The 20,654-nt window shown below is 48.7% G+C and carries 17 protein-coding genes and 2 pseudogenes; 5 read left to right on the top strand and 14 right to left on the bottom strand.

From position 1 onward, the window contains the following. Positions 1–248: 248 nt before the first annotated feature. Positions 249–713 (bottom strand): helix-turn-helix domain-containing protein, encoded by a 465-nt coding sequence (locus tag B9Y59_RS10930; RefSeq protein ID WP_054324882.1) that lies wholly within the window; start codon positions 711–713, stop codon positions 249–251. Continuing rightward, the gene (locus tag B9Y59_RS10935) at positions 701–1,153 is read right to left on the bottom strand and encodes a C-GCAxxG-C-C family protein (RefSeq protein ID WP_085533444.1); all 453 of its coding nucleotides are present in this window, start codon (positions 1,151–1,153) and stop codon (positions 701–703) included. The genes B9Y59_RS10930 and B9Y59_RS10935 overlap by 13 nt, the downstream gene beginning before the upstream one ends. A 599-nt stretch (positions 1,154–1,752) precedes the next feature. On the opposite strand from B9Y59_RS10935, the gene B9Y59_RS10940 reads away from it, so the two are divergent. After that, the gene (locus tag B9Y59_RS10940) at positions 1,753–3,072 is read left to right on the top strand and encodes a putative DNA modification/repair radical SAM protein (RefSeq protein WP_085533446.1); all 1,320 of its coding nucleotides are present in this window, start codon (positions 1,753–1,755) and stop codon (positions 3,070–3,072) included. Between the two features lie 3 nt (positions 3,073–3,075). Further along, entirely contained in the window at positions 3,076–3,879 is an 804-nt protein-coding gene (locus tag B9Y59_RS10945; RefSeq protein ID WP_085533448.1) for a TIGR03915 family putative DNA repair protein, read from the top strand. Between the two features lie 735 nt (positions 3,880–4,614). On the opposite strand, the gene B9Y59_RS10955 is transcribed toward B9Y59_RS10945, so the two are convergent. The 11 genes and pseudogenes from B9Y59_RS10955 to B9Y59_RS11005 all read right to left on the bottom strand — a co-directional run bounded on the left by B9Y59_RS10955 (position 4,615) and on the right by B9Y59_RS11005 (position 15,118). Then, the gene (locus B9Y59_RS10955) at positions 4,615–5,265 is read right to left on the bottom strand and encodes a hypothetical protein (RefSeq protein WP_085533453.1); all 651 of its coding nucleotides are present in this window, start codon (positions 5,263–5,265) and stop codon (positions 4,615–4,617) included. A gap of 451 nt (positions 5,266–5,716) precedes the next feature. After that, positions 5,717–6,177 (bottom strand): annotated as a pseudogene (gene tnpA, locus B9Y59_RS10960) (IS200/IS605 family transposase). Positions 6,178–6,368: 191 nt separating this feature from the next. Then, positions 6,369–7,040, bottom strand: a complete 672-nt coding sequence (locus tag B9Y59_RS10965; RefSeq protein WP_085533455.1) for a V-type ATP synthase subunit D — start codon at positions 7,038–7,040, stop codon at positions 6,369–6,371. A gap of 36 nt (positions 7,041–7,076) precedes the next feature. Beyond that, positions 7,077–8,474 carry a V-type ATP synthase subunit B gene (locus B9Y59_RS10970; protein WP_085533457.1) on the bottom strand — a complete coding sequence of 466 codons (1,398 nt, stop codon included), beginning with the start codon at positions 8,472–8,474 and terminating at the stop codon, positions 7,077–7,079. After that, complete coding sequence (locus B9Y59_RS10975; RefSeq protein ID WP_085533459.1) at positions 8,475–10,244, bottom strand: V-type ATP synthase subunit A; 1,770 nt, start codon at positions 10,242–10,244, stop codon at positions 8,475–8,477. Positions 10,245–10,321: 77 nt separating this feature from the next. Then, entirely contained in the window at positions 10,322–10,639 is a 318-nt protein-coding gene (locus tag B9Y59_RS10980; protein ID WP_054324051.1) for a V-type ATP synthase subunit F, read from the bottom strand. Positions 10,640–10,650: 11 nt separating this feature from the next. Further along, positions 10,651–11,625 carry a V0D/AC39 family V-type ATPase subunit gene (locus B9Y59_RS10985; protein WP_085533462.1) on the bottom strand — a complete coding sequence of 325 codons (975 nt, stop codon included), beginning with the start codon at positions 11,623–11,625 and terminating at the stop codon, positions 10,651–10,653. 1 nt (position 11,626) lies between these two features. After that, positions 11,627–12,226, bottom strand: coding sequence for a V-type ATP synthase subunit E (locus B9Y59_RS10990; protein ID WP_085533464.1), 600 nt, complete (start codon positions 12,224–12,226; stop codon positions 11,627–11,629). 42 nt (positions 12,227–12,268) lie between these two features. Then, positions 12,269–12,751, bottom strand: coding sequence for a V-type ATP synthase subunit K (locus B9Y59_RS10995; RefSeq protein ID WP_054324049.1), 483 nt, complete (start codon positions 12,749–12,751; stop codon positions 12,269–12,271). A gap of 2 nt (positions 12,752–12,753) precedes the next feature. Continuing rightward, positions 12,754–14,766 carry a V-type ATP synthase subunit I gene (locus B9Y59_RS11000; RefSeq protein WP_085533466.1) on the bottom strand — a complete coding sequence of 671 codons (2,013 nt, stop codon included), beginning with the start codon at positions 14,764–14,766 and terminating at the stop codon, positions 12,754–12,756. 40 nt (positions 14,767–14,806) lie between these two features. Beyond that, positions 14,807–15,118 carry a hypothetical protein gene (locus B9Y59_RS11005; RefSeq protein ID WP_085533469.1) on the bottom strand — a complete coding sequence of 104 codons (312 nt, stop codon included), beginning with the start codon at positions 15,116–15,118 and terminating at the stop codon, positions 14,807–14,809. A 364-nt stretch (positions 15,119–15,482) separates the two neighbouring features. Between B9Y59_RS11005 and serC the strand changes: the two genes are divergently transcribed. The 3 genes from serC (at position 15,483) to B9Y59_RS11025 (ending at position 19,304) form a co-directional block, all read left to right on the top strand. Beyond that, positions 15,483–16,568 carry a 3-phosphoserine/phosphohydroxythreonine transaminase gene (gene serC, locus B9Y59_RS11010; RefSeq protein ID WP_085533471.1) on the top strand — a complete coding sequence of 362 codons (1,086 nt, stop codon included), beginning with the start codon at positions 15,483–15,485 and terminating at the stop codon, positions 16,566–16,568. A gap of 67 nt (positions 16,569–16,635) precedes the next feature. Continuing rightward, a complete protein-coding gene (locus tag B9Y59_RS11015) occupies positions 16,636–17,796 on the top strand; it encodes a 3-phosphoglycerate dehydrogenase family protein (protein ID WP_085533473.1) in 1,161 nt (386 codons plus the stop codon). A 1,304-nt stretch (positions 17,797–19,100) separates the two neighbouring features. After that, positions 19,101–19,304 carry a helix-turn-helix domain-containing protein gene (locus B9Y59_RS11025; RefSeq protein WP_016316988.1) on the top strand — a complete coding sequence of 68 codons (204 nt, stop codon included), beginning with the start codon at positions 19,101–19,103 and terminating at the stop codon, positions 19,302–19,304. A gap of 104 nt (positions 19,305–19,408) precedes the next feature. Here B9Y59_RS11025 and B9Y59_RS11030 read toward each other — a convergent pair. Next, positions 19,409–20,650, bottom strand: a pseudogene (locus B9Y59_RS11030) (DUF4368 domain-containing protein); the annotation flags it as partial. Positions 20,651–20,654: the final 4 nt, after the last annotated feature.

Consider the following 20,654-nt stretch of genomic DNA (forward strand, 5'->3'; position numbering starts at 1 on the left):
TGTAAAAGTACCCTACGAGTCCCGCGCGGGAGGGGCAAAATCCAGATCACTTGTCCTGTGTGCCATACCGAGTTTATTAAAAAGACATAATGAAGAGAGTATCCTTCAGCCAAGCTACGACTGAAGGATACTCTTGTTTTTTAGAAACCCAGATATTTTCCCAAACAGAAAGAGGACGCCTCTTTCCTATGAATCGAACAATTCATAGTTTAGGGACATCCTCTTCGGAATATCGTCTTTACAGACCCTTAAATCAGGTCCAGTATGTCACACTGTAATATGTCGGCAATGCGCTTCCATGTGCGGACATCCGGCTCTACCTCACAATGCTCCCATTGATACAACAGCGCCTGCGAAATTTCCAAACGGTCGGCTAATTCTGCACGAGTCAAATTTGCAAGCTCCCTTTGACGGATTAGTTTCTTGTCACGTTCTACTAGAATTGCCAGTTTTTTCGCCTCATCGATTAAAAGAGGACAACCATTATGTCCTTGTAAGCCGCAGGGATTTCCATCCGGATTTAAAATCATCGGCACCCCGTCCTGTGCACTCAATACATATCCCTTTGGCAATTGGTAGTCCCTTCCTCCGTCGTCTTCTCCTTTCATCGTAGGGTCTTGCTCATCCCATGGTACTAGGGAAAAGGTTTCACCCAGCAATTCTTCATAAGGCGCGTCGTAACAGTTGATCCGATAAAGTGTTACCGTATCCATGTACAACCCTCCAAAATTTCCGCCGCACAAGCTGCTAATTCGGCACAGGGGCGTTTTTGATAGTAATCTTTTGTACGCGCGCTTGGAATAGGGCTATTATCCGCGTCTTTCACTCCTGCTAATAGCTCCGCGCAGACAATAGACCCGTTCTCTTTGCGAAACTGCTCTGCTATTCGTTGAATCTCCTGGTAGAGTTCCTTCTTCTCCACGGTTGCCTTTGGATCGGAATAACCGAGTTTTGCGCTCGCTACAAATACCATCCCAGAAACCGTTCCACACACCTGGCGCAAGCGGCCCATCCCTCCGCCAAAGCCCGACACAAGCTGAACCGCCATATCAAAATCTAAGCCGAGCTCCTCTGCAAAAGCGCCAACAACCGCTTGTGCGCAATTGTATCCCTGTAAGAATAGAGCTTTGGCCTTTTCTCCTTTTTCGCTCATTTTCATTCTCCTTTATAGACTTGGGGAGTCCCCCAATTTTTACTTCTTATAAATCTTCAAAACTTATCGAACTCTTTTATAACAGTCAATTTTATCATTTATCGTCTAGGGCGTGAAGTTATTATAATATCCATTCTCCAGATTATTGCTTTCCTTTTCCTTATGAGCCAATGTTTATCTACCGGCTGATGTTTCAATGTTCTCCCAGTCGTCGGAAATCTTCGATTTCCGCTTACGGCGTGAGGTTATTATAACATCCATTCTCAGATCGTTGCTTTCCTTTTCCTCTTGAGCCGATGTTCCCTATCGGCTGATGTTTCAATGTTCTCTCAGCCGTCGGAAATCTTCGATTTCCGCTTACGGCGTGAGGTTATTATAACATCCATTCTCAGATCGTTGCTTTCCTTTTCCTTATGAGCCAATGTTCCCTACCGGCTGATGTTTCAATGTTCTCTCAGCCGTCGGAAATCTTCGATTTCCGCTTACGGCGTGAGGTTATTATAACGCAAATTCACAATGGTTGCAATTTCCACTTGACTTCTTCGAAAAAACGTTCTATACTATCATATGCGAACATTTGTTTATTTCGAGGTACTCTTATGACGACCATGGAAAAATTGACCATTCTTACAGATGCTGCTAAATACGACGTAGCCTGCACTTCCAGCGGAATTGATCGCCGCGGAAAAACCGGACAACTAGGCAGTGCGGTTAAAATGGGAATTTGCCACAGTTTTGCGTCGGATGGCCGATGTATTTCTCTTTTAAAAGTACTCATGACCAATGCCTGTATTTACGACTGTCAATACTGTGTAAACCGCCGTTCCAACGATACGGCACGGGCGGCATTCACCCCACGCGAACTTGCCGATTTGACCATTGGATTTTACCGACGCAACTATATTGAAGGGCTTTTTCTAAGTTCTGCCGTTATCAAAAGTCCGGACTATACCTGTGAACTCCTCATCGAGACATTGCGCATCCTCCGAACAGAGTATGGTTTTCGCGGATATATCCATGTAAAAGCAATTCCCGGGGCCGACGAGAATTTGCTGACACGTTTAGGGATGCTTACCGACCGCATGAGCGTTAATATCGAGCTTCCATCCGAACGAAGCCTCAAACTTCTTGCTCCAGACAAGACAAAACATTCCATTTTAAAACCAATGGGGCTAATTGCAAATCGAATTCAAGAAGCCCATCACGACCTTGTCCGGTATCGAAACACGCCCAAATTCGCTCCCGCCGGACAGAGTACCCAAATGATTATCGGCGCTACGCCGGACTCAGATTGGGACATTCTCCGCTTGACAGAAGGCCTCTACAAAAAGTATGGCCTACGCCGGGTATTCTACTCTGCCTATATGCCGGTTTCAGAAAATACGCTGCTCCCCCCAAAGGGGACAAAGCCTCCTCTTTTACGTGAACACCGGCTCTATCAAGCGGACTGGTTGCTCCGCTATTATGGATTTGCTGCCGACGAATTGCTCGATGAACGCCACCCCAGCTTTCATCCTCTTGTGGACCCCAAATGCGGCTGGGCAGTCAATCATATGGAACAATTTCCCGTCGAAATCAACACAGCCCCCTATGAAATGCTTTTGCGAGTACCGGGGATTGGTGTGCGCTGCGCCCAACGCATCCGTGCTGCACGCCGGTGCCATTCCCTTGACTTCGACGGTCTGAAAAAGATTGGCGTTGTTTTGAAACGTGCGCAGTACTTTATCACCTGCTCTGGAAAGATACGGGAAGGCCTGCGTTTTACTCCTGAGAGTATTTTACGCGCTTTGATCTCTGAAGAAAAGCAAAAGTTCGTTGTTTCAGACATTCCAGAACAGCTATCCTTTTTTAGCACGCCCCCTGTTCCGAATTCAAGTGACACGACCAGCTTTCCGGAACTCGCTCAAAAGGAGGCTTAATTTATGGTAGCCTATCGCTATGACGGCAGCTTTGAAGGTTTTCTATGTTGTATCTTTGAAAGCTATACCAAGCGTGAAGTTCCCGCACAGATTTTCTCTGATGAAGAAGCACAAGTATCACTCTACCCGGAAAAGTGGATTGAAACCGATTCCGGCCACGCGGAGCGAGTTTATGTTTCCCTATCCCGCAAAATCTCCCCGCAAGCCCGCGAATGGATTGAAGTGGGGTTTCTCTCCTGTCTACCGGAACGGGAACTCATACTTTACCGGTTCATCCGTATGGGTTATTCATACGGTGCACAGGTAACCAATTGGCTTGCCGACGACACGGTAAATACTTTGAATAAAGCAGTTTTTGCAGCCAGTCATGAAGCCCATCTCCTGACGGGATTTCTTCGTTTTTCCGAACAAAACGGTACTCTCGCCGCAATCATTACTCCGAAAAACCGGGTACTCCCCCTGATTTTGGAACACTTCAGCAGCCGTTTCAATGGAGAAACATTTCTTATTTATGATAAAACACACCATATGGCCCTCGTTCACCAACCGGGCCAGGACGCTATTATTCCTCTCGAAAACTTTACTTTGGAGCATCCAAATGAGACAGAACAACAATTTCGCGCACTTTGGAAACGATTTTATCACACCATCGGCATCGAAGGGCGTTTCAATCCAAAATGCCGTATGACCCATATGCCAAAGCGATATTGGGAAAACATGACTGAATTTCTTGATTCCGCTCTTCCAGGCAATGAAGTACCTGCCACAGAGATTTCTTCCCCAATGTCGCGAAAATATCTGGAATAGACCTTTTCCCCAAGCAGTCCCATTTACTATTGGTTGAACTATTTCCTCTTTCATTCTTCTATTTTTCGCAGGACCCCATTGTCACCCGCTATTCTTAAAAGTTACAAAACCATCGGCCGCCTCATGAGCCAAGCTTATGAGGCGGCCGATTTTATACAACCTTTATTGAAATAGGCTACTTTTGTGTGAAAAGAAAATTATCCCCTTCCTCTGAAAAGCTTCGTATAAAACCAATCCAACCACTATAACCGGGAGTTTCTTCCGATCGACATACTGGATGGTGTAGGCCTTTCGACCATTCGGCCTCCCGCCATAGCTGTGCTGAGTGATCGGCCAACCGGCGGTTTCTCTGCTGCATACAACTCCTGTTGTAGTGGGAACGCAGGCAAACACAATCGCCGCAATTTGCCAGAATTCCCAGACGGTGTGCCCATTGGCTTGCGGCTCAGTAGCCCGCCTGCGATTCGCGGGAAAAAATTGCAACCAGCATATGGATTTTTCCAAAAAGTCGTGTTGCATGCATTCCTTCATCAACACTTTGGTTTTGAAATGACAAGTTTTGATAGCCTATATAAACGCCAATATGTCCTTTTCCCTATTCATCTTCATACTGCGAATAGCAACGTCCGACCACAGGCGTACTCCATCGGAAGTTATATCCGCATAATCAAGAAAAGACTCGCAAACATCGGATCTAGCCATGTACCCTGCCATAAACGGATTTACACCATCCTTTTAAACACCGCTGCTTTCGTTCGAATGATTCGCATCGCCAGAAGATTCCATTTCATTCACATAGTCCCTATAAGAAACGGTACTCAAAACCTCTTTTGTGTCACCATCAATAAAATGAACTACAACATCAATTTTATCGGGCGCTACTCCTGCAAAAGACTGATAATACGCGCCCGTCATATAGAAAGCCAATGCATAGAAGTTATCCCATTGTGTATATTCGTCAGCATTTACCTGTATATTTACTTCGGAATAATCGTCCGTATAGTCGATCGACATAAAGGAGGCTACTGCATTCTCACCCTCTGTCAAGTTCTTAATGGATTCGTCCATACTTTTCTTAAGTTCCTCGAGCATTTCTTTATGCTTGGTTTTCGTCATTGTATAGGTGACAGAACCATCCTCATGCACCACACAACCGCTATAGCCGTTTTCTTCGGCTGTCTTTTTGATGTCTTCTTCTGTCATGCTATCAAATAAAGCGGCGGGTAAGGTTACATCAACATTGAACAATCCCTCATCCACCTGAACGCCAGTCGAATTTTCTTCGCCATTGTTTTTGTTAACATCTCCATTCGATGCATCTTGGCCACAAGCTGCCAAAGATAGTAATAGAACAAGTGACAGCAGTAAGGCAAAAAATTTTTTCATTTTCCTTTCCTCTCCTTATCCAAAACATAGCTATACAGTAAACCGCCCATTGTCCATAGAATTCAAACAATATACAAGTTTGCACACCATTTTCCGATTCATGGATGGGAACTTTGGGGCGGATTTCTGACTAGAATCAATTGAAAATTCCTTTTAATATTGTATAACATTTTCATATGGATTCCAAATCTATAATCATGCTTGTAGCGCTTAATGGATGAAATCATCCCCTGATTCTTCGTTCACTCGAATGTATTCTCAGATTTTTTGCTATATGTGAATTTTTTCAACCATTTCTGTACCAATACCTTGGACAATCAAAACCACTCGTAAAGGAGCGGTATGCTCAGATTCCAGAGGGGTCAGCAAGTACTGCCCCCTCTGGGGTACTGAGGGTTTGTCATTGCATCACTGCTACAGGCAGCCGCTAAAAGCGGCTGTTTTCTTTTGCTTACTTTCTCCTGCTATCCATAAACGGGTCCATGTATCCCTTTCGAGACATCTGGCCGCTTGCCAAATCTTCTTCCAATTGGTTTTGGATATACTCCTGGAGCCTCTTCGTATCCTTTCCTACTATCCACAAAGGGTCCCCGGCACCAGAAATTCCGGCTCCTGTATTTGTACTTTAGGTTTGCATGTCTATCGAAAATCATCAGCGCACTTTTGCTCTTGAGCGTCCCCACGAACTGTGCTATACACATAGCGGATACTCACTCGAAGATGAATGTGATCCGGGCACGCCTCGCCCTCGATGATCTCTACTTTCATCTCCTTACACAGCTTTTTGATGATTTTCATAATATCCCCGCGTAATGCCTTATAAATCACTTTCCGGCGGTACTTTGGTGCAAATACCAGGTGGTGTTCGCACCGGTAGCCGGAGTGCGCCGTCTGCTTTCCTTCATGTTTCACTTGCGTAAAACCTCCTCGCTCTTTCGGGATGCGGTTGCCAAACCATCTCGATTGTAGTAAGGAGGTTTTTTGGCCAAGGTTTTTTATTTCACTCCTGATAGAACCAGGGGGGTTAAGCCTAATGGCAACAACAAAAGAGGATGCAATACGGCTTCGTATTGCATCCTCTTTTTCTCTGTGATTCATTTCCATCAAGCTGGTTCCGGGATATGCTCGCTGTAATGATGCGCCTCTTCCAGCATCATGTCCTTAACCTTCATCAGGCGAATCTGCGTGCTGCGCTCGTTTTCATCGAGCTTCATGGTAATATATTTGATATTCGCCTGCATCTGCGGAATCATCACATGTTCCAGTGCGTTGACCCGCCTGCGCGTCTTTTCGATCTCAGCCGCCATCAGCTGACACGACTTCTCAATCTCAGCCAGACGCAGCATGTCCGGCAGGACATCTGCCAAAGACTTCACCGCCGCATCCAAATCGCTGGACGTAAATGCAAAGCCGTAGGAATAAATATCGTTTGCATCCGAAGTACGGGTCTTATAGGTGAAAACCGGAATGTCCACACTCATCACGTTGCGCGCGCTACACTCCAAAAAGACTTCCTGCTTCGGCGTCATCAACGCCACATCGAGCACCGGGTCCTGCATACCCGCTCGCGCCAGAACAAAATTCTGATTGGCTGCCGCGATACCAGCCTCTACCTTTTCGCGCAGGGCCTTATTCTCCCGAACCAAATCCAAAAATTGGCGCATCAGCTCGTCGCGCTTATCCTTCAGAAGCTTGTGCCCCCGTGTGGCAGTCACAAGTTTTTTCTTCAGGCGCGTCAATTCCATTCGCGTCGGGTTTACATGGGTTACCGCCAAAGATGTCTCCCCCTTTCCGTGAGGCAACGCAGCGGGTTACGCTTCCCGTTCGCGCTGCGCCTTTGCTTTATCGTAATATTCATCCAGGAAGGCATCTTTGATACGCTTCAATTCACTGCGCGGTAGTATGGAGAGCAGTTTCCAACCGATTTCTAACGTCTCTTCAATATCGCGGTTTGCATTGTATCCCTGGGAAACATATTCCCGCTCAAATTCATCTGCAAATTGCGCATACAGCTTATCCATATCCGTCAGAGCTGCCTCGCCGAGAACCGTCATCAATTCCTTGGCTTCCTTACCGCGCGCATAGGCTGCAAAGAGCTGGTTCATCGTATTGGCGTGGTCGGCGCGGGTTTTTCCCTCTCCGATTCCCTTATCCTTCAAACGGGACAGGGAAGGCAGTACATCAATCGGCGGCGTGACGCCCTTGCGGTACAATTCACGGCTTAAAATGATCTGCCCTTCTGTAATATAGCCTGTCAGGTCGGGGATCGGGTGGGTCTTGTCGTCCTCAGGCATGGTCAGAATCGGAATCATTGTGATGCTTCCATTTTTGCCCTTTTGCCGTCCAGCACGCTCATACAGGGACGCAAGGTCCGTATACATATAACCTGGATACCCACGGCGTCCGGGCACCTCTTTGCGTGCAGCGGAGACCTCGCGCAGGGCATCGGCATAGTTCGTGATGTCGGTCAAGATGACCAGTACGTGCATGTTCTTTTCAAAGGCAAGATACTCGGCGGCGGTCAATGCCATACGAGGCGTTGCAATTCGCTCGACCGCTGGATCATTCGCTAAGTTGACGAACATCACCGTACGGTCGATGGCGCCAGTCTCTTTAAAGCTCTGAATAAAGAAGTTGGATTCCTCGAATGTGATACCCATGGCGGCAAATACGACCGCAAACGGTTCATTCGTGCCGCGCACCTTTGCCTGGCGGGCAATCTGCGCCGCCAAATTTGCATGCGGTAAGCCGCTGGCGGAAAAGATCGGCAGTTTCTGACCGCGCACCAACGTGTTCAGGCCATCAATTGCAGATATACCCGTTTGGATAAATTCCTGCGGATAATTGCGCGCCGCGGGGTTCATCGGCAATCCATTGATGTCCATACGCTTGTCCGGGAGGATCTCCGGCCCCCCGTCGATCGGACGGCCAAGACCGTCGAACACGCGGCTGAGCATATCCTCTGAGACGCCCAACTCCATGCTGCGCCCCAAAAAGCGCACCTTGCTGTTGCTCAGGTTGATACCGGTGGAGCTCTCAAAAAGCTGAACCAATGCGTTGCCGCCGTCGATCTCCAATACTTTGCAGCGGCGTTTCTCCCCGCTGAACAGCTCGATCTCCCCCAGCTCGTTATAGGTCACGCCTTCCACGCCGCGCACCAACATCAGAGGACCCGCAACTTCCTGTATGGTTCGGTATTCCTTTGGCATTTAGAAGTCCTCCTTTTGCGAAAGCTCTTCAATCTGTTTGGAAAGCGCTTTCAAAATTGCCTCATATTCGGCCCGCATATCCTGTTCCTGGATATACTTGAAACGGCCGATGCGTTCACGCACAGGCAGCTTTACCAAATCATCGATGGACGCCCCCTTGCCCAGGGCCTCCACCGCTTTGTCGTAATAGTCCAATACCAGTTGCATCATCGTGTATTGCTTTTGCAACGGCGTATAGGTGTCCACTTCATGGAAAGCATCCTGATGCAGGAAATCCTCACGAATGGAACGGGATGCTTCGAGTTTCAAGCGGTCCGGCGCCGAAAGGGCATCCATACCGACCAGCTGAACAATCTCGTTCAATTCTGCTTCCTCCTGCAAGAGACGCATCAAACGCGCACGCAGGTTCATCCAATCTGCATTTACGTGTTCATTAAACCATTTCTCCATGGTGTCGACATACAGGGAATAACTGGTCAACCAGTTGACCGCTGGGAAATGACGTTTGTAGGCAAGATCCGAATCCAGGCTCCAAAATACCTTGACGATGCGTAGGGTTGCCTGCGAAACCGGTTCGGAAATATCGCCGCCCGGGGGAGAAACAGCGCCAATGACAGACAGCGCGCCTTCACGCCCTTCGCTGCCAATGGTTACCACACGGCCCGCACGCTCGTAGAACTGCGCCAGACGGCTGCCCAAGTACGCGGGATAGCCCTCTTCGCCGGGCATCTCTTCCAGTCGTCCGGACATTTCGCGCAACGCCTCCGCCCAACGGGAGGTCGAGTCCGCCATCAGGGCGACGGAATAGCCCATATCGCGGAAATACTCCGCGATGGTGATCCCCGTATAGATGGACGCTTCACGTGCCGCAACCGGCATGTCGGAGGTATTGGCGATTAAGACAGTGCGCTCCATCAGGGAGAAACCCGTCTTTGGGTCCTTCAATTCCGGGAATTCGTTCAAAACGTCCGTCATCTCGTTGCCGCGTTCGCCGCAACCAATATAGACAACGATATCCGCTTCTGCCCACTTGGCCAGCTGGTGCTGTACGACGGTTTTTCCACTGCCGAACGGTCCCGGAACCGCTGCTACACCACCTTTTGCAATGGGAAACAGCGTATCGATGACACGCTGCCCTGTGACAAGCGGCATATCCGGGGACAACTTCTGCTTGTATGGCCTGCCGACACGCACCGGCCATTTTTGCAGCAAGGTCAGATTCTGGCTGGAGCCGTTTGGTGTATCCACCACCGCAACGGTCTCGTCGATGTTATAATCGCCCTCCTTGATCGAGCGCAATGTCCCCATCAATCCGTTGGGCACCAGAATTTTGTGGACCACAATCGGCGTCTCCTGGACTGTACCGATGATATCGCCGCCCGTGACGGAATCGCCCGCCTTTTTCAGCGGCTGAAAATGCCATTTTTTCTGATGATCCAGCGCGGGGATTTCCACACCGCGCTGCAGGTTGTTGCCTGAGACCTTCATGATCTCCTCCAGCGGACGCTGGATTCCATCGAAGATGCTTCCGATCAGGCCGGGACCTAACTCCACGGAGAGAGGCGCGCCGGTGGATTCCACCGGTTCGCCCGGGCCAAGTCCGGAGGTCTCCTCGTAGACCTGGACGGAAGCCTGGTCGCCGTGAATCTCGATGATCTCGCCGATCAGGCGTTGTTCGCTGACGCGCACCACGTCAAACATATTCGCGTCTCGCATTCCTTCAGCGATGACCAGCGGGCCGGCAACCTTTTTTATGGTTCCTTTGCTCATTGTTCTGATCGTTCCTTTCTGCGGGAAAGCACTGCTGCGCCCTCCCAGAGTTCCGGAAATCTATCCGATTCATAAAATTAATTATTAAAGATAATGTCGGAGCCGACCGCCTGTTCCACACTCTTCTTCACTGCAGCGACGCCCTTTCCGGTATTGCCAGACGCTCCCGGAATCAAAATAATTGCGGGCAGCATCTGCTCCCGGTAACGGTCAATCTCCGCCTCAAGGGTCTCTGCCAGCGCCTCGGTGATATAGACCACCGCGTATTCCTGCTCCGCCAATCCCCGCAGCTTCCGGGCCGCTTCGATTGGGTCGGTCACGGGATAGGTGTCCAGCCCCAAGGCCGCAAAGCCATAGATGCTGTCCCGATCTCCCATCACTGCAATTTTATACATGGCACTCCCCCCTAAACATTGCGGTACATTTCCCGCATACGATCGCGCACCGCTTCTTCCCGCAGATGGTTCCATTTTCCGGAAAGAATGATGCGCACTGTTTTTACCTCGTTCTCCCTCGCCAGGATATACGCGGCCAGCGGTCCAATGGTAAAGGGGTTGTACTGTTGTGGACGAATATCCCGTATAATCAGGTTGTCACACCAGCGCTCAAACGCAGAAGGCGATTCTTGCAGCGCCGGCACCGCATCCGCATAGGCCGTCCTTTGCAGATAGCTGTAGACCGCATCTTGCCCCTCGAGGGAAGCTTTCGCAAGCTGCTCGACATCGAGGGAATCGCAAGGGGCCAACGCGCGCTTGAGAAAATCCAAGGACTTTCCGGTTTTTTGTGCGCGAACCGCAATTTTGATGTCTGCAGCGGCTACGGTTAGCTCCGCATATTCCCGAATGATCGGGTGATCCGCTGCTTTTCCGGCTGCATAGATTGCATCCAAGGCCGCGCGATCGACTATGACGTCGCAAAGCTGGCCGTCACGTGTATGCAACAAGAGATCAAACGCCTCTTTTGCAGGGGCCCGCATTGCCTCTGGTAACAGGGAATAATCCTGTTCGCGAAGCGCCTTCAGCATGGTTTCCGGCTGTACAGTCCCATGTGAGAAAAATGCCTCGCGCCGTTCTGTATCCAGATACACCATTTTGATCGCGGCCTTTAGATTGTGGTAGTCGTTTGCATAGAGGAACACGTCAAAGACCGATACATCGTCCACCAATTCCTCCATCAGGGCCCAGGTTTTTTCCTGTTCCCCTTTGAGGATTTGTTCCGCGTCCGTTGCCGTCCCGTCTCCCCAACCTTTTTCTGACAAAAGCTGGATGCATTCTGCATAGCTTTTCGCTGCCAGCAACTGTTCTAGGAAAGCACTTTTCAAAAGACTGAGCTCTTTCGTGCGGATGCGGGCGACTGCATAGGTGTATTGTTTTTCCGCCATATCAGTATCCTCCCGCAAAGAGCAGCGCATGCAGTTTATCCTGCAAGCTGTCTCTTGCGGCGTCGAATAGCGCCGCGAAAGAGCAGTTTTGCTCCACGCCGCCATACACCAGCACAAAGCCGCCTTCCATGTTCCGCGGCTCGCGGGATATTTTTAAGCTGCCTCCGGCCGGGACGGCCTGCGCAAGTTCTTGTTCAAACCCTTTGGGCAGGCGATCCAGATCCCTTTGTGAGAAAAAGATCTCGCCGTTCTGGGCTAGCGCGTACTTATGGACTAATTTTTGTATATTGGCAAAATAATCCGCAGGCGCAAGCGCATCCATCGCCCGCAAGCTTTTGTCCATCAACTCCCGAATAATCTGCTGCTTGGCCGCAAGGATGCTCTGCCGTTTTTGCAGAGCTGCCGCGGACTCTGTCCGGCTTTGCAGGTCTTTCACCTTTTCCTTTGCCTGTTCTGCAATTTCCTGCGCGCGCGCTTCACCGCGCGACCGTGCCTCCTGTGCAATTTGCGCCGCTTTCTCCTCCGCGTCCCTGCGGATAGAGGCCGCGGAGGCCGCCGCGTCGTCTTCAATCTGTTTAATGATTTGTTCCAATCCAGTCATGCGCAGCGCTCCTTTTCCATATCATATTTTGGCGGGGGCGGATCATACCGGCAGACCGCCGATGCCTGTAATCGCCAGGATGGAAACCAGAAGCGCAAGGATGGCGTAGGTTTCGACCATGGCGGGGAAGATGATGGCCTTGCCGAGCTGATCGGGGCGCTTCGCAACCAGACCGATGCAGGCGACCGACGCACGGCTCTGTTTCAGAGCCGACCAATAGCCGACAATCGCCATCGGCAGGCAGGCCAGAAAATACAGAAATCCCTTTGCCAGAGACATTTCATAATTACCGCCCAGAATACCGATCTGGGAAAGCGTGATAAACGCGATCAACAGGCCGTAAATGCCCTGTGTGCCGGGAAGCAGCTGTAAAATCAAAACCTTACCGAATTTAGACGGGTCCTCTGTTACAACGCCTGCGGCAGCCTCGCCCGCACGGCCAACGCCTACTGCGGAACCAGCGCCTGCCAACAATGCCGCTAGAACTGCGCCAAGCAAAGCAAGTACAATACCCATGTTTTCCATAATTATTTTTCCTCCCTGATTTTGTAGTATTTGGTATGGACGCCGAATGGCGCAAATTTACGCCCGCCGCCCTCATAAAATTTTCCAAAGAACTCCACAAACTGGAGACGATTGGTATGCACATAAGCGCCCAATAAATTGATCCCCAGATTGATGGTATGGCCAACGAGAAACACCAGGATAAACATAATCGCTCCACCGACTCCACCGCCGCCCATACTGCCCATCTGATTAATCACCGTTGCAATGACGCTGGTTGCAAGTCCCAAGGCAAGCAGGCGGGAATACGACAGGACATCGCTTAAATAGCCAGTGACGTTATAAAGGCCGTAAAGGCCCTTGAGCAGCCGTTTGATCGGATTGCGAGATTCGCGTCCCGATGTAAAAATAATACCAACTGCACCGATCCCTGCGACAATTGCAGCTACGTTCCCCACTTGAGCGGGTAAAATAAAGCTGAGTTGCGCGATGTCTACAAACATCTGATTGGACAACATAAACACAACTGCGCCGCCTACCAGCATATACCAGAATATCACGTCGTACAGAGCATCCTTGTACTTCTTTTGCCGGCAAAGTTGGTAAAGCTGCATAGCCAAACCCGTGAACAAGTGGATCACACCGACCAAGAGCGCAAACATCAGCATGCGCATCGGTTCTTTGAGAGGCTCAAACCAAAGTGGCTGGAGCGCCACTTCGTTTCCAAAGAAGGTCCGGGAGACGACTGCCAAGGCATCTCCAAAGAAACTTCCAAACAGGAATCCCCAGACCGTAGTGGAAATCCCACAGAAAAAAAACATCCGCAGCGTCTTGCGAAGCCCATCCTCCATATTCTTGAATTTGAGCAACACAAGTCCGCAACCAATCACCATCAGCAGCCCATAGGCAGCATCGGAGAGCATCATGCCAAATAGAAAATAATAAAAGACTGCCATGACCGAGGTGGGGTCCACCTCGCCTTTGCCAGGAAGGCTAAAGGATTCCAAAACCCCCTCCACTGGCTCTGTAAACTTGTTATTCTTCAGGAGTACAGGTACATCCTCGTCCTCCGAGGGATTTTCGAGTTCCACCGCCGCGCCAAACCGCTGCTCCAGTTCCTGGGCGAGCTTCCCCGCATCCCTTTGGGGGATATATCCGGTGAGCACAAAGGTTCGCCGCGACTGCATGAGGCGGCCAATCACCTCATATTTCTCTTGACGCATGGTCAGGTAATCCACCATGAATTTGAGATCATCCCGTTGCGGGGCATAACTTTTGATCTCTTCTTCCGCCTCTTGCATGGTTTTTTGCTGCTCCTCAATTCGCCCTTGTAACGTTTGCATACGTTCTGCGGGGGGCGTTTTTGAAGGCGAAGCAGGTTTGGCAAAGCCCAAGGTACGCAAAGCTTCTTCCACCGCAGGAGCATCCCTCCGGTTACAAAGCAAAAAGATGCAAGTCTGCTCCTGAGAGGTACTGATCACATCCACATGAAGAGGGACCTTGGGTACCAATAAAGCCAAGTTCTCCTCCAACACAGGTTCTGTATACGCTGTTGGAAGCGTCCCAACAAAAGAAGCCGTACATTTTGTCCCCTGGATTCTCATGGAGACATCGAGATTCACCCAGGGATTCAGGGCTTCTATTTGCGTCTGCAATTTTTGGATCGTCCCTTGGCTGTCTGCAATATCCTTTGAGAGTTCATTCAGACGATGTACCACATGGAGCACACTGTCGCTTTTTTCCCGGAATGCATCGTACTGTTCCGCCGGAATTTCCTTGCGTCCTTCCAGCGAAGCAAACAGGGACTTTTTCTCGGGCATATACTGGTGGAGCACATCCAATGCCTGTTTTGAAGCGGCAATGTTCTTTTCAAACTGTGTTTTTTGTGCGGTCATATCGATCCGCCGGAATACGCTGTCTTCCTCCAACACGTCGTTGATCTCCACCGCGCCGCACCGCTGTATCCATTCCAGAATGGGCTTTCGGTTTTTCCTGAGAGCGTATATGCTGATGCGCTGCATCTGCAATACCGCCATAAGTGCAATTCCTCCTTTCGGAATTGGTTTTTACTCGCTACTATCCGACGAGTTCGGCAATCACACAGGCGATTGCCTCTTTTTCCTTTTTTTGTGCATGCGCACGCAGCGCCGCAATCTCTTGCTCGGCTTCTTGAGCAGCCTTCGCCACACGGGATTCTCCCTGCTTGCTCGCCGCCTGCAAGGAATTCCGGGCCTGCTTGTCCGCCTCAGCAGCCATATGTGCCACCGTCTGTTCTGCATCTTTGCGGGCCTGCTGTAACAATTGCTCAGCCTGCTGTGCTGCATCCCGTTCGGTCTGCTCTGCTTTTCGTTCCGTCTCCCGTACGATGTCGATTGTCTGCTGTGCCATACGGTTTCATCACCCCCTATTCCTTTTTGGTTATGCATGGCCCCATGTCTGGGGTCCTTATAGATTCCAAAATTATCTTCATTGTACATGAAAAGAATGGAAAGTGCAACAATATTGACCAACATTTTTCTGATAAAATTTGTATTTTGTACAATCCGATCAATTTTTTCGGTTGACCAAGTTTTTTGTCAAAAGGTCACCAGATTCGCCCCTTTTATCCCACCAAAAATCAGACGAAATTTTCTTTGATTCGTCAATAAATTTATGAATTTCGCTCCATTGATTTCAGTGCGCTAAATCGGTATAATAAATAGTATTATAGTCTGCTCATCTGAAGCAGTAATTTATAGGAGGTTGCACCATTATGAATCGCGTTTATAACTTTTCCGCGGGCCCCTCGATGCTGCCCGAAGCTGTTCTTCGCCGCGCTGCGGACGAAATGTTGGACTATCAGGGCAGTGGCCAATCGGTTATGGAAATGTCCCATCGTTCTAAGGTCTATGAGGGTATCATCGGTTCTGCCGAAAGCCTGCTCCGTGAAGTCATGAATATTCCCGACAACTACAAAGTCTTGTTCTTACAGGGTGGTGCATCCTCCCAGTTTGCAATGGTTCCCATGAATTTGATGACCAAAAGCGGCAAGGCCGACTTTGTGATTACTGGCCAGTGGGCTACAAAGGCATATAAAGAAGCGGCCCGCTACGGTGAAGCGAATGTTGTGGCTTCTTCTAAGGATCAGACCTTCTGCTATATACCGGAGCTCGATCCTTCTACCTTTACCAAAGATGCGGACTATTTCCACATCTGCATGAACAACACCATCTATGGTACCAAATTTACAAAGTTGCCGGAGACGGGAGAGGTCCCGCTGGTAGCGGATATTTCCTCCTGCATTTTGAGTGAACCGATCGATGTGAGCAAGTTCGGCGTATTGTATGCAGGCGCTCAAAAGAACATGGGACCGGCCGGTCTGACGGTTGTCATTATCCGCGAGGACCTGATCGGCCATGCGATGGACATCACTCCCACCATGTTTAACTATCAGACCCATGCGGACAATGGTTCTATGTTTAATACACCGCCATGCTATGCAATCTATATCAGCATGCTCGTACTCGATTGGATCAAGAACACCATGGGCGGCCTTGAGGAAATGAAAAAATACAATGAGAAAAAGGCGGGTATTCTGTATCATTATCTGGACAACTCCAAGATGTTCCGTGGAACCGTCGTTCCGAAAGACCGCTCTTTGATGAACGTCCCGTTCGTTACAGACAGCGACGAACTGAACGCAAAGTTTGTCAAAGAGGCCGAGGCAGCTGGTTTCGTCAATCTAAAGGGCCATCGTTCGGTCGGTGGAATGCGCGCTTCGATTTACAATGCTATGCCGATGGAAGGCGTCGAAAAGCTCGTAGAATTTATGAAGAAGTTTGAAGAAGCCAACGCATAAGCCCTGTTGCTTACATAGTATGGCATTTAGAAAGATCCTTTATTTTTGAAAGATACAGGTGATAAACATGTACAATGTGAAATGCTTAAATAAAATTTCCTCCGTGGGCCTGGACCGTTTTGGTGCAAACTATATCTGCGGCGAAGACGTCGAAAATCCAGAGGCAATCCTAGTTCGTTCCGCTTCCATGCATGAGATGGAGCTGCCCAGTAACTTGTTGGCAATTGCGCGCGCAGGCGCGGGTGTCAACAATATTCCGTTGGACAAATGCAGTGAAGCAGGAATCTGCGTCTTTAATACACCGGGCGCCAATGCCAACGCTGTCAAGGAGCTGGTTATCGCGGGGTTGCTGCTCGCCTCCCGTAAGATTGTTTCCGGTATTGAATGGGCAAAGAGCTTGAAGGGCAAGGGCGCAGAAGTTGGTAAACTGGTCGAAAAGGGAAAAAGCCAGTTTGTTGGACCGGAAATCAGCGGAAAACGCCTTGGTGTTATCGGCCTTGGCGCCATCGGTATTCTGGTGGCCAACGCTGCTAAGAGCCTTGGCATGGAAGTCTATGGCTACGATCCGTATTTGAGTGTTGATGCCGCGTGGGGGCTTTCCCGCTCCACCAAGCATGCGCAGACATTGGATGAAATCTATGCAAACTGCGATTATATCACTGTTCATGTTCCGCTTACGCCGGACACCAAAGAAATGATCAACGCAGAAAGTATTGCTAAGATGCAGGATCATGTGCGTATTCTAAACTTTGCACGCGGTGACCTGGTAAATTCTGCTGACCTCCTAAAAGCATTGGCAGACGGAAAGGTTGCTTCCTATGTGACGGATTTTCCGACGGATGAGATGTTGGGTGTAGAGGGTGTTGTCGCTGTTCCGCATCTGGGCGCATCCACCCCGGAGAGCGAGGACAATTGTGCGCGTATGGCAGCCGACGAGCTCAAGGATTATCTCGAAAACGGCAACATCTTGCACTCTGTAAACCTTCCAAATGTTTCCATGCCGCGTGATTCGGCTTTCTCCCGTATTTGTATCATTCACCGCAATGTCCCGAATACGATCAGCCTTTTGGCCGGTAAGCTTGCGGAGTTCGGCATCAATATTGAGAATATGCAGAGTAAATCCCGTAAGGATTACGCTTATACCCTTTTGGATGTCACAGGCGACCTCAACGGAAATGCTGCAAAGATTGAAGAATTTCCGGATATCATTAAGGTCCGTGTGATCTAAAACGAAATTTTTCGTTCACACCTGAAAAAATACTGTCCGCCTGTTGTGAAATTCATCACAACAGGCGGATTTTTGTAAGTGAAGAAGGAGGTCCTTACACTCTATAAAATGGAGCATTCCGCAAGCTTTCTCCTTATGAAAGACCCTATGACCGACAAGATTGCCAACTTCTATAGCAGGCCAAGTTTTCCCCAACATAATGGAACGATCCATGCACATCCATATCCTCGGACCCGTTCTACTGGAAAAAGAAATTCTTCATAAAAGAACAACGATAAACGGCGATCGACCTCTATACATTGACCATCGCTCTCATAAACAAAAATTATTTTCACGATGAACCCGTTATACTCCTCACGAAAAGTGTTCTGAAAGTATTCTATATGGGGATTGCATCCCCCATATAGGACGACCTTGTACCACATACTATCGATCTGCAAATTACATTTATTATGAGGAAACAAGTATGCATGTTATTGATAAGCCCTAAAATACCACGTGTACTTCAAAATACCTACATATACTCTTACACATGGGAGTTCCTTCAGAATGAACCATGTACCAACTACTGACTATGGACAAAGCAAACCATTACGGTAGTTCGATGAATTTGCCTATAGAGGCAAGTAAGGCAGATTATCAAGACAGGGTTGCCGCATTTGCCTATACCGGGGTATAGGCAAGCAAGGCAGACGATCAAGATAATCATTACATGCGTTTGCCTATATCTGATAGGCAAACGCGGCTAACCAATATAACGAGTACACTCCATAAACTGCGCTAGATCTTGGACGGCAATTTCTACGAGATCGTCAATCTCTGGCGGATAAGCCCTTTAGAGGTTATTTTCTATCATCAAAGCGAATGAAAAGGGGCTTCTACGAAGATCACCATCTACCAGGCTTAAAAAAGGGACAAGTACATGAAAGAAAACTTTTTCGACGGGATTGCAGTTCAAGAACTCTTGATACTTTATATGTAAGCCCTATTGAGATCTTTTTCTATCTTCACAATTTCAGTTCGGAACAAAACTATTCATAATTACATCCTAGAAGTGAATTTTTGATACAGCGCTTAGGAGTACGGCGTACCATTTCGTAAATTGTTCATATCATATCTTCCTGTGTTGTTTCTTCGCAAATTGTGTTGCCTGGAGGCAGGTCAATTTGCACAAATTCCCCTAAAATATGCTGCCTTACAACGGCTTTTCAAATGTCGTATTAGCAAGGTATTAGCAGGAACCCCTTGTGACAGAGGGCTTCCATGGCCATTTCAAAATGCTATTAGCAAGGGAGGATCATTTTATGAGCACCAATGAAAAAGGGACGCCCCAAAGCAGAACATACACCGTGAATGACATCGCAGCCATTCTCGGTATCGGCCGCACTACGGCCTATAAGCTCGCCAACTCCGGAGCGTTCAAGACAATCCGCATCGGCAACATGATCCGCATCTCCAGAAAGTCCTTTGAGGATTGGCTGAAGATGGAGGAAATAATAAAAGAATAGACTTAGGCGGATTTTTTATAGCGTAAGGTAAAAAACAGGGCCCCATAAAGGCACACGCCCATAAGGAAGTAATTGTATTACCGCAGGGCGGCATAGTCAAAAGGCTATGCCGTTCTGCCTTTTCTTTTCCGTTCAATGGTCTGCTTGTTCTCGTCCTGTTCCAGTTCCCCAATAAAGTTCCAGACAATTTCAATCTTCTGTCTGCGGTGTCCGCTGGATTTGTCTGGTGCGTGGACAATAATTTTCTTTACAAACTCATTGACGATAGTAGGCGTTAGTTCCCGTATTCCTACATACTTGCGGATAACGGCGGCGAAGCTGTCAAAGTCAGTCCGGTCTTGTTCGTAAGTATCAACGGCGGCTTGCTCTGCCTTAACAAACTCTGTCAGTCCCTTTTGCTCCGCTTCATACTCGGCGGACAGTTTCAAAAATCGCTCGTGACTGATTGTGCCGTTAATATCGTCCTCGTAAATCCGCTTGAAAATACGGTCAAGTTCGGTAATCCGTTTCCTTGCCTGTTCCAGTTCTTTTTTCTGCCGCTTTACTGCCTTTTCTGTTTCCGTAAATCTCTGTTGATAGACCATGTTTTGGAAGTTCTGTATATCGTCAAAGAACATAGCTGTTACATCAAAAATCCTCTGCCGGACGAACAGCTTTAAGGTTTCTTCTCTGATAAAATGCGCGGAACAAGTACCCGTATTGCTCTTGTAGTTGGAGCAGACATAATGCTCTTGTTTTGGCGTGAAGCTGTTTGTTGTGCAGAAGTAAAGCTTTTCGCCACAGTCAGCACAATAGAGCAAGCCGGAGAATAAGCCTTGCCGTCCTGTCTTTGTAGGCCGGCGTTTGTTTGCCCTTAATTCCTGCACCCTCTCAAATACCTGTTCTTCGATAATCGCAGGTTGGGTATTTAGGAAAATCCGTTGATTTTCGGGAGCGTTTTGCAGACGCTTTTTCAGCTTGTGAGATTTGGAATATGTCTTGAAATTGACCGTACACCCTGTATATTCCGGGTGTTCCAAAATCCCCACAATGGTTTTGAAATCCCACCGATAGAGATTATCCGGCATAGCCTTTCCGTCACGCTTTGCATAGTAGGCTTTGACTGTTAAAACCTTATCCGCCGTCAGTGTCTTTGCTATCTGCATTGGTCCTTTTCCTGCAATGCACAAGTCAAAAATCCTCTTTACCACCTCGGCGGCTTCCTCGTCCACAATCCATTTCTTTTTGTCTGCCGGGTCTTTCCTGTACCCATAGGGCGGATTGGTACAGAGGTGTTCCCCTGCATTACCCTTTGACCGCATGACCGCGCGAATTTTTTTGCTTGTATCTCGTGCATAAAAGTCGTTAGTT

It is taken from the genome of Anaeromassilibacillus sp. Marseille-P3371 (assembly GCF_900169665.1).
In the GTDB taxonomy this organism is placed as follows: Bacteria; Bacillota; Clostridia; order Oscillospirales; family Acutalibacteraceae; genus Anaeromassilibacillus.

Coding starts and splice junctions, on each gene's coding strand:
- B9Y59_RS10980 (WP_054324051.1), bottom strand. CDS start 10,639: ATGTATAAAATTGCAGTGATGGGAGATCGGGACAGCATCTATGGCTTT.
- B9Y59_RS11000 (WP_085533466.1), bottom strand. CDS start 14,766: ATGGCGGTATTGCAGATGCAGCGCATCAGCATATACGCTCTCAGGAAA.
- B9Y59_RS10985 (WP_085533462.1), bottom strand. CDS start 11,625: ATGGCGGAAAAACAATACACCTATGCAGTCGCCCGCATCCGCACGAAA.
- serC (WP_085533471.1), top strand. CDS start 15,483: ATGAATCGCGTTTATAACTTTTCCGCGGGCCCCTCGATGCTGCCCGAA.
- B9Y59_RS10975 (WP_085533459.1), bottom strand. CDS start 10,244: ATGAGCAAAGGAACCATAAAAAAGGTTGCCGGCCCGCTGGTCATCGCT.
- B9Y59_RS10995 (WP_054324049.1), bottom strand. CDS start 12,751: ATGGAAAACATGGGTATTGTACTTGCTTTGCTTGGCGCAGTTCTAGCG.
- B9Y59_RS10935 (WP_085533444.1), bottom strand. CDS start 1,153: ATGAGCGAAAAAGGAGAAAAGGCCAAAGCTCTATTCTTACAGGGATAC.
- B9Y59_RS11005 (WP_085533469.1), bottom strand. CDS start 15,118: ATGGCACAGCAGACAATCGACATCGTACGGGAGACGGAACGAAAAGCA.
- B9Y59_RS10940 (WP_085533446.1), top strand. CDS start 1,753: ATGACGACCATGGAAAAATTGACCATTCTTACAGATGCTGCTAAATAC.
- B9Y59_RS11015 (WP_085533473.1), top strand. CDS start 16,636: ATGTACAATGTGAAATGCTTAAATAAAATTTCCTCCGTGGGCCTGGAC.
- B9Y59_RS10990 (WP_085533464.1), bottom strand. CDS start 12,226: ATGACTGGATTGGAACAAATCATTAAACAGATTGAAGACGACGCGGCG.
- B9Y59_RS10955 (WP_085533453.1), bottom strand. CDS start 5,265: ATGAAAAAATTTTTTGCCTTACTGCTGTCACTTGTTCTATTACTATCT.
- B9Y59_RS10970 (WP_085533457.1), bottom strand. CDS start 8,474: ATGCCAAAGGAATACCGAACCATACAGGAAGTTGCGGGTCCTCTGATG.
- B9Y59_RS10945 (WP_085533448.1), top strand. CDS start 3,076: ATGGTAGCCTATCGCTATGACGGCAGCTTTGAAGGTTTTCTATGTTGT.
- B9Y59_RS10930 (WP_054324882.1), bottom strand. CDS start 713: ATGGATACGGTAACACTTTATCGGATCAACTGTTACGACGCGCCTTAT.
- B9Y59_RS11025 (WP_016316988.1), top strand. CDS start 19,101: ATGAGCACCAATGAAAAAGGGACGCCCCAAAGCAGAACATACACCGTG.